At 63.3% G+C, this 8,475-nt stretch carries 6 protein-coding genes; 5 read left to right on the top strand and 1 reads right to left on the bottom strand.

Translation table 11 applies throughout. The features are described 5' to 3' along the window. Positions 1 to 2,550: two-partner secretion domain-containing protein (locus VF673_RS08235; protein WP_440291568.1), on the bottom strand; the 2,550-nt coding region annotated here is incomplete at its 3' end. Between VF673_RS08235 and VF673_RS08230 the strand changes: the two genes are divergently transcribed. The 5 genes from VF673_RS08230 to VF673_RS08210 all read left to right on the top strand — a co-directional run bounded on the left by VF673_RS08230 (position 2,542) and on the right by VF673_RS08210 (position 8,412). Further along, entirely contained in the window at positions 2,542 to 3,708 is a 1,167-nt protein-coding gene (locus tag VF673_RS08230; protein ID WP_440291567.1) for a helix-turn-helix domain-containing protein, read from the top strand. The genes VF673_RS08235 and VF673_RS08230 overlap by 9 nt on opposite strands. Positions 3,709 to 3,925: 217 nt before the next feature. Next, positions 3,926 to 5,470, top strand: coding sequence for a glucan biosynthesis protein G (locus VF673_RS08225; RefSeq protein WP_440291566.1), 1,545 nt, complete (start codon positions 3,926 to 3,928; stop codon positions 5,468 to 5,470). Between the two features lie 8 nt (positions 5,471 to 5,478). After that, complete coding sequence (locus VF673_RS08220) at positions 5,479 to 5,739, top strand: hypothetical protein (RefSeq protein WP_090536127.1); 261 nt, start codon at positions 5,479 to 5,481, stop codon at positions 5,737 to 5,739. Beyond that, complete coding sequence (mdoH, locus tag VF673_RS08215) at positions 5,739 to 7,964, top strand: glucans biosynthesis glucosyltransferase MdoH (protein ID WP_440291565.1); 2,226 nt, start codon at positions 5,739 to 5,741, stop codon at positions 7,962 to 7,964. The genes VF673_RS08220 and mdoH overlap by 1 nt, the downstream gene beginning before the upstream one ends. Beyond that, positions 7,924 to 8,412: an MgtC/SapB family protein gene (locus VF673_RS08210; RefSeq protein WP_273128027.1), complete on the top strand. Its 489-nt coding sequence runs from the start codon at positions 7,924 to 7,926 to the stop codon at positions 8,410 to 8,412. Before mdoH ends, VF673_RS08210 begins: the two co-directional genes overlap by 41 nt. Positions 8,413 to 8,475: the final 63 nt, after the last annotated feature.

Here is an 8,475-nt window from a genome sequence, read left to right as displayed (position 1 = left end):
GTTGATGCTCTGCAACTGCTGCCAGTTGGTGATGGTCCAGGGGTCGAGGTCGGTGCCCCAGCCGCCGTTAAACAGGGTGTCATCGCTGACGACAATATCCTCGTTACGGGTGACGCCGATCAGGTATGGCAGCCCGCCCAGGGCGTAGCCTTCGTACTCTGCGCCATCCACAAAGCCCCAGACGGCATCATCCCAGCCGGTGAAGGTGTCCCGGTTCATCAGCTCAGCCAAGGTGCGGCCTGTGCCGTAGTCGCTGTGGGTGTGATCCCCGGTGATACTGTTGTTATCGCTGTTGGTGGTGGCGTAAAAGCTGTTGGTGATACCGCCGTACACCTGATAACCGACCAGGCCGCCGACTTCGCTGGTTCCATTCACCGTGCCGGAGGCATAGGACTGGCTGATGTTGCCGCTCCATTGATAACCGACCAGGCCGCCGACACTGTAGTTTCCATTCACCTCACCGGTGGCATAGGATTGGCTGATACTGCTGCCGCCCCACTGAGCACCGACCAGGCCGCCGACATAGCCGGTTCCATTCACTGCACCGGCGGCATAGGATTGGCTGATACTGCTGCCGCTCCACTGACCACCGACCAGGCCGCCGACACTGTAGTTTCCATTCACCTCACCGGTGGCATAGGACTGGCTGATGTTGCCGCCATACTGCTGACTGACCAGGCCGCCGACAAACCAAGTTCCATTCACCACACCGGTGGCATAGGACTGGCTGATGCTGCCACCACCCTGATAACCGACCAGGCCGCCGACCCGGCTCTGCCCGGTAATATCGGTATTTTCCAGTCCGATATGGCGCAGGGTGGCGTTCACGGTGTAGCCAAACAGCCCGATGTGGTCGGTAGTTGCACGGTCAATAAACAGATCGCTGATAACATGGCCTAGGCCATCGAAGGTGCCAGTGAAGCGGGAAGCGTTGTTGTTGGTTCTGTTGTCGCCAATGGGCGCAAAGCCTGCGCCGCTATTCCAGCCTGCGGTGGCGCTGGCGTCGATATTGCTGCCCAGCACATAGTTGCCACCCAGGTTATCGTTGATGCCTTGCAGGGCGTTAAGGTCGGTAATAATGTCGTAATTGATCACAGCGCCCGCGCTGCCCAGTTGGGTGCTGAAGCTGCCTTGGTTGGAGAGGTTGACCGGGGCGTTGATGTGGTAGCTGGCCTGGTTACCGTCGATCACGCCATCGCTGCTGCCCTGACCATACTTCAGCGCCAGGCCGGCAGTGCCGCTGGCGTGCAAGGCTTCGTTAATGTGAATATCGCGCTCGGCGTTGAGAGTGAGGGTGTTCTCGCTCCAGCTTAGGGTGTCGTTGACGAAAATATCGCCGTTGCCTGCGGTGGCACCGTTGACGCTTTCGATTTCGACGTTGTTATTGGCAAGCTGGCTGCTCAGGGTGGCACCGGTGATGTCGCCGCCGCTGTCGGCAATGGTGAAGTCCTGCGGATCAATCAGCCAGGTGCCGGTGTTGCCGTTATCGGCGCGGGTGGTGACGCGGGTGTTTTCGGCGACTCTGACGGTGGCACCGGAGGTTTCGATAAAGCCACCGTTGCCGCCATTGGGGTTGGCACTTTCCGGCGCACTGGCAGCCAATGTGCCGCTGATGCTGGCGGTGCCGCTCTGCATATCCGCCAGCAGGATGATCTTGCCCTCGCGCTGCTCCACGGTATGGGCGCGAATCTGGCCGGTGTTGTTGACCACCGAGTCGAGCACCTGGTCGGCGGCGTGGGTAGTGAGGTAGACGCTGCCGCCGTCGGCCTGGATGGCGCCGTGGTTTTCCACCAGGGCATCCAGTTGGCCCTGGTCGATGGTCAGGTTGATCAGGCCGTCACCGGCAAAATCCAGGGTGATTTTTTCACCGGCGGCCATGGCCACGCTGCCGAGGTTGGCGTGGATGATGCCTTCATTGCTGACATGGCCACCCAGCAGCGCGACCGCGCCACCATCGGCGTGGATGTTGCCGCGGTTGATCACCGCCTGATTGCCGTTGCCCTGGAAGCGGTAGTTGCCGTCGAGAAAGTCCTGGTTGTCGATATCCAGGGTGGAGGCGACCAGGCCACCGACGTTGACGTTGGCCCCTTCGGCAAACAGCACACCGTTCTGGTTGACCAGAAACACCTTGCCGTTGGCATTGAGGTTGCCATAGATGGCGCTGGGGTCATTGCCGGTGACGCGGTTGAGCGCCACTGATTTAGTGTTGTTCTGCTCGAAGTTGACGGTATTGCCCTTGCCGATGTTGAACGACTGCCAGTCGATAATGGCTTTATCGGAGAGCTGCTCGACGTTCAGGGTGTGGCCGTTGGGCAGGGTGATGCTGGCATTGCCGGCGATGACCTGGCCGTTCTGCGGTAGATCGGCGGCCCAGAGGGTGCCGGGTAGCCCGGGCAAACCGACACACAGGAGGGTAATGAGGGGGCCATGCAGGCGTCGCGCCTGGCGGCGGGTTGCGCCCTGGCCCTTGTGTCGCCCCTTGGCCAGTTCCGACACGGCCTGCCAGGTGCCCAGCGCAGCGTTGAAGACGGTTTTGAAGATGTGGTTCATGATCCTGCTTCCCTCCAGGATGTCTCAGGCCCGGGCTGGGCAGCGACATGTCCCCTTGCTTGTTATGTCATCCAGACTGCAAGGGTAGAGATCAGGCACTTCGAGAACCACATCACACTTATATCATTTTCTGGTTTATTATCATTTTCGAATACCGCATGGCAGCTCAATGATTCAAGGCCGGATCTCACCATGAAAGACGCATCCCCCATCGACAATCCCGCTCTTGCAATTCCATCTGACATGGATGGCGGGCAGACCCTTGATCTGCCCGGTATTCGCGGTCGCATGGAGTGTCTGGAGTTTGCCAGCGGCATGGTGCTGTACCGTATGGAATACGAAACCCGGGAGGATTGCTCGGTACCCGTGCAGCACAGCTTGAGCGAACCCTGGCTGGGGGCGGCCATGCCGCTGCAGGGGCAGTTGGCGTTTTCCCATCCCTGCGGCAGAACCTATACGCTGACGCCGGAGTCAGCGATGCTGAAGCGGGTGGATACGTCCGGCAAGCAGGTTCATCTCTCCGGGGGGCAACTGGTTCGGCATATTGAAATCGCATCGCCACTGGCGGCCCTGAAAGCCCGCTTCGGAGAGGAGCTGCCTGAGCGGCTCGCGTTATTCAGCGACGCCCCCTTCGGCGAATTTCAGCTGGCCCAGTCCTTCTCGCCCAGCCAGCGTTTGCGGCAATTGGCCAGCAACCTGTTCGACGGCCATGCGCGCGGCAGTGCCAGGCTGCTGAAGCTGGAAGGCATTGCCAATCTGTTCATGGCTGAAATCATTGAGCTTTTCTGCAATGAAGATGCCGGGGAAGACCGCATTATCGTCTGGGAACAACAGGCGCTGGCGGACATCATTAGCTATATCGAAACCCATCTGGATGGTGCCCTGACCATCGTCCATCTGGCGACCATGGCTGGTCTGTCTGAAAGCCGCCTGGATCAGCTGTTTCGCCAGAAGTTCCAGCTGAGCTGTGCCGATTACGTGCGCAACGAAAGAATGGCCGCTGCCCACCGCTGGCTGGAAAGCAGCAAGCTGTCGGTCAAAGATGTTGCCGCCAGGATCGGCTACAACCACGTCAGCAACTTTTCCCGCGCCTACCGCGCCCGGTTTGGTGAAACTCCGGCAAGAACCCTGCGGCGGGGGCTGACAAAAACCCTTTAGAGGCGTGCCCTGCGCCTGCTCGACGACGGTGTGCCCCGGCCGCAAGGCAGTATGGCGTTGCGGTGTGGCTGGCCGTCGGCGCTGCCACGCTCGGTATCGACGGGCTGTCGGTGGCTGCATGATCGTTAGGTGGAACTGTCTTCACGCCTGGTGACACTAAATACTCAGTGCCGTTACGTAACGACCGCCACTGTTCACCGCCTGTGGAGATTGCAGAATGACGATGGATCTGAAGCGCCTGGTGTATCCCCTGCTGTGCCTGTTGCCATTGACGGCCGGGGCTGCGCCGTTCGACTTCCAGACGGTGGTCGACAAGGCCGAGAAACTGGCGGGCAGCGACTGGCAGGCCCCGCCGCAGGTACCGCGTTTTCTGCAGGAGCTCAGCTACCACGATTATCAGGGCATCCGCTTCAAGCCCGAGCGCACGCTCTGGCTGGATGGGGAAAGCCAGTTCGGCGTCATGCTGATCCCGCCGGGCCTGTTCTATCACCATGCGGTGCGCATCAACGTCATCGACGGCGATCAGACCGAGCCCTTGAACTTCGACAAGAGTCTGTTCGATTACCCCAACGCCGAGCTGGAGAAGCTGGTGCCGGCGGATCTGGGTTATGCCGGCTTCAAGCTGACCTTCCCCTTCACCGAGCCGGATGCGGCCAACCAATTTCTGGTGTTTGCCGGTGCCAGCTACTACCGGGCCGTGGGCCGGGACAACAATTTCGGTCTGTCCGGGCGCGGTATCGCGGTCAACACCGGGCTGCCCAGCGGCGAGGAGTTTCCCGCCTTCGTCGAGTTCTGGCTGGAAAAACCGGACGCCGACGCTGACAGTCTGACCTTCTATGGTCTGCTGGACGGCCGCAGTCTGACCGGCGCCTATCGTTTTGAGGTGAAGCCGGGGGATGAGACCGGGCTCGAGGTCAGCTCGGTGCTGTTCCCCCGACAGGACATCCAGCTGGCGGGTGTGGCCCCCCTGACCAGCATGTTCTATTACGGCGAGAACACCCTGCGACCCGATGGGGAATGGCGCCCCGAGGTACACGATTCCGACGGCCTGCTGGTGCATGATGGTGCCACCGACGAATGGCTGTGGCGACCGCTGAACAACCCGGCGGCCCTGAGCATGGACTACTTTTCCGTGGGTCAGGTCAGGGGCTTCGGTTTGCTGCAGCGCGACGCGGACTTTCGCAGCTACATGGATGCCGAGGCCGGGTACGACACCCGTCCCAGTGCCTGGGTCGAGCCGGAGGATGACTGGGGGCCGGGGCACGTGGTGCTGACCCAGCTGCCCACCCCGGATGAAACCAACGACAACATAGTCGCCTTCTGGGCGCCGGAATCGCCACTGCAGGGCAAGCATTCCTACCGGTTCGACTACCGGGTGCGCTTCGGCAATGCCGACCTGGCGCGGGAGCCCCTGGCCCGGGCGCGAGACAGCTTTCTCGGTGATGGTCAGCGCGTCGGCGGCGGTGATGCCGAGGGCGCGGTGCGGATCATTGTCGATTTTGCCGGTGGTCCGCTGGATGAACTGGACGCTGACGCGCCGGTAACCAGCCAGGTGGCGGCGCTGGAAGACGGTGAGCTGCTCGAACACTTTGTCGAGTATCTGCCGCCGCTGCAGCGCTGGCGCCTGTCCATGCTGGTTCGACCGGCGACTGATCGGGCGTTGTCGGTGCGTGCCCTGCTGCGGGAAGGGGAGGAGGCCCTGAGCGAGACCTGGACCTACCAGTTGCTGCCGGGCAGTGACATTCTTCAGGCCATCAGGTAGGAGGCGGCATGCGCGCAACCCGATCCGAACAGACCCTGCGCCGGCTGTTCGCCTGGCTGCGCTGGAGCGGTCAGGAGCTGACGCCGGAGCTGGAACAGGCCATATTGCAGACGCTGGCAGAGGCGGTTGAGGCCGGGGCGCAGGACCTGTTCGGTGTCTGCCTGTGCACCCTGCAGGAACGGGGGCTGGTCACCCGGCCGGGTCCGGTCCGGGTACCCATGATCTCGCCGCCGCTGCACCGGAGCAGTATCGGCTACGGGAGTTACTGATGGCGGCCATCGAGGAGCTGGAGAGCAGCGTCAGCGCCCCCCGGGTGCACCGCTGGCGCCTTGCTGCCCTGTGGCGGCGCACGCTGCTGCTGATGCTGGTCATCGGTCAGACCGGCCTGGCCACCTGGTTCATGCTCTCGGTGCTGCCCTATCGCGGTGGCAATGCCCTGGAGCTGGGCATGCTAGTGCTCTTCGCCCTGCTGTTCTGCTGGATCTCCTTCGGCTTCTGGATTGCCCTGGCCGGCTTTGTACTGCGCCGTTTTGGTGGTGATCCCCACTCATTGCTGCGCCGCCAGGATGGCGCAGTCCTGGCCGCCACGCCTCTGGCGCGCACTGCCGTCGTCATGCCGGTCTATCACGAGCCGATCGAGCGCAGTCTGGGCGGGCTCAGTGCCGTGTACCGGAGCCTGGAGCGCACCGGGCAGCTGGAGCATTTCGATTTCTACATACTGTCGGACAGCCGCGACCCGGACATCTGGCTGCAGGAGCAGGCGGCCTGGGCGCAGCTGGTCGAGAGGCTCGGGGCGCACGGCCGGCTGTTCTACCGTCGTCGTCAACTGAATCTCAACTACAAGAGCGGCAACGTCGGCGATTTCCTGCGCCGCTGGGGGCGGGACTATCAATACATGGTGGTTCTGGATGCCGACAGCCTGATGGGCGGCGACACCCTGGTGCGCATGGTACAGCTGATGCAGCGTCATCCCCGGGTGGGCATACTGCAGACCGGCCCCGGGCTGCTCAATGGGCGGTCGTTGTTTGCCCGGGTTCAGCAGTTCTCCAGCCAGCTCTACGGCCCGCTGTTCGCTACCGGTCTGGCGGCGGTGCAGCTGGGCGAGGCAGCCTTCTGGGGCCATAACGCCATACTGCGCGTGCGGCCCTTCATGGCCCATTGCGGGCTGCGCAAGTTGCCTGGGTGGGGCCTGTTCCGCGGGCCCATCATGAGCCATGACTTCGTCGAGGCCGCCTACCTCGGTCGTGCCGGTCATGAGGTCTGGCTGGAGCCGGGGCTGGGCGACAGCTGGGAGGAGTCGCCTCCGTCGCTGGTGGATGAGCTGACCCGGGACCGCCGCTGGGCCAAGGGCAACATGCAGCACCTGTGGTTGCTGCTGTGCAGCCGCAAGTTGCGGCTGGCGCACCGTATGGCCCTGCTCAACGGCATCATGGCCTATCTGGCCTCGCCCCTGTGGCTGGCCTTCCTGGTACTGACCACCATCGCCACCACCCGGCTGGTGCTGTGGCCGATCAACTACTTTCCTGATCCGCATCAGCTGTACCCGCTGTGGCCGCAATGGCAGCCGCTGCGTGCGCTGAGTCTGGTGCTCTGCACCCTGGCACTGCTGTTCATTCCCAAGTTTCTCGGCGTGGCCGATGCGGCCCTCACCCGGCGACTGGCGAATTTCGGCGGCGGTCTGCGGCTGTTCGCCAGCGTGCTGCTGGAGATACTGGTCTCGGCCCTGCTGGCACCGATCCGCATGCTGTCCCATTCGCGCTATGTGATCGAGGCGCTGCTCAATATCCAGTTGCGCTGGGCCGGGCAGAACCGCACCAGCGAGACCGGCTGGGTGCGCGCCTTGCTGCATCACGCGCCCGGGTCGCTGCTGGGGGCCGGCTGGGCGGCCTTCGCCCTGTGGCTCAAGCCGATGTTCTTCTACTGGTCCCTGCCGGTGGCCATCCCGCTGATCCTGGCTGCACCCATCTCGGTGATGCTCAGCCGGGTTCAGCTCGGTCAGCGCCTGCGGCGGTGGGGGCTGCTGTTGACCGCCGAGGAACGACGGGGATCCCAGCTGCTGGAGGATCTGTCCAACAACCCGCTGGCGGGCAGCCATCAGCCGGACTTCTGCGAGTCGGTCATTCACCCCGGCTACAATGCATTGCAGGTGGCCCTGGCACGCCGGGGGCGTACCGGCTTGCGTCGTCAGCGGCTGCAGGCCCTGCGCCGGCGCTGCATCGAGCTCGGTCCGGGGGATCTGAGCAAGAGCGAGCGCAGCCTGCTGGCGCAGGATGCGGAGAGTCTGCAGCTGCTGCACCAACAGGTCTGGCGGGCGGCGCCTCGCTCTCCCTGGGGCCGCCTGCTGGCGCGGCAGATCGTCAGCCCTTGCATGCCGGTGCCCGGGTCTGCCGCGCCGGCGCCGGCAGACCGGCCCGACCACCCACTGTCTCCACCCACCGAGGGGGTAACGGACGATGGACATCTTCCAGGTTATCCTGGCTACGCTGGTCAGTGAGTTCTCCGATCTGACCGACGTGGAGCAGGCGGTTCGCGTGGCCCTGCGACTGATGCTGGCAGCGCTGCTCGGCGGTCTGCTGGGCTTCGAACGGGAATCCCACGGCAAGGCGGCGGGTATCCGCACGCACATGCTGGTGTGCTCCGGCGCAGCCCTGTTCGTGCTCGGGTCGGAGATGGTCGAGGGGGGTGATGACGCCATGAGCCGGGTAGTTCAGGGGATAGTCGCCGGCATCGGATTTCTCGGGGCGGGTACCATCATCAAGGGCGAGCACATGAATGACGTCAAGGGGCTGACCACCGCGGCCGGGGTATGGATGACTGCTGCTGTCGGGGTCTGTGTCGGACTGGGACTGGAGGCCACGGCGGTGCTGGCGACCCTGATCATGCTGTTTATCCTCAACGTGTTGCCGCATTTCATCGACCGCATGGACCGCAATCCGGACTAGTCAGCGGGCGGGCAGGGGCCATTTGCGGTACACTGCCGGCCCGTCTGTCCGAGAATGTCCGAC

The sequence above is a fragment of the Halopseudomonas sp. Lyrl_26 genome (genome assembly GCF_051948695.1).
In the GTDB taxonomy this organism is placed as follows: Bacteria; Pseudomonadota; Gammaproteobacteria; order Pseudomonadales; family Pseudomonadaceae; genus Halopseudomonas; species Halopseudomonas formosensis.
Note: the sequence above shows the minus strand (reverse complement) of the source record. Positions and strands in the feature narration are given on the sequence as shown.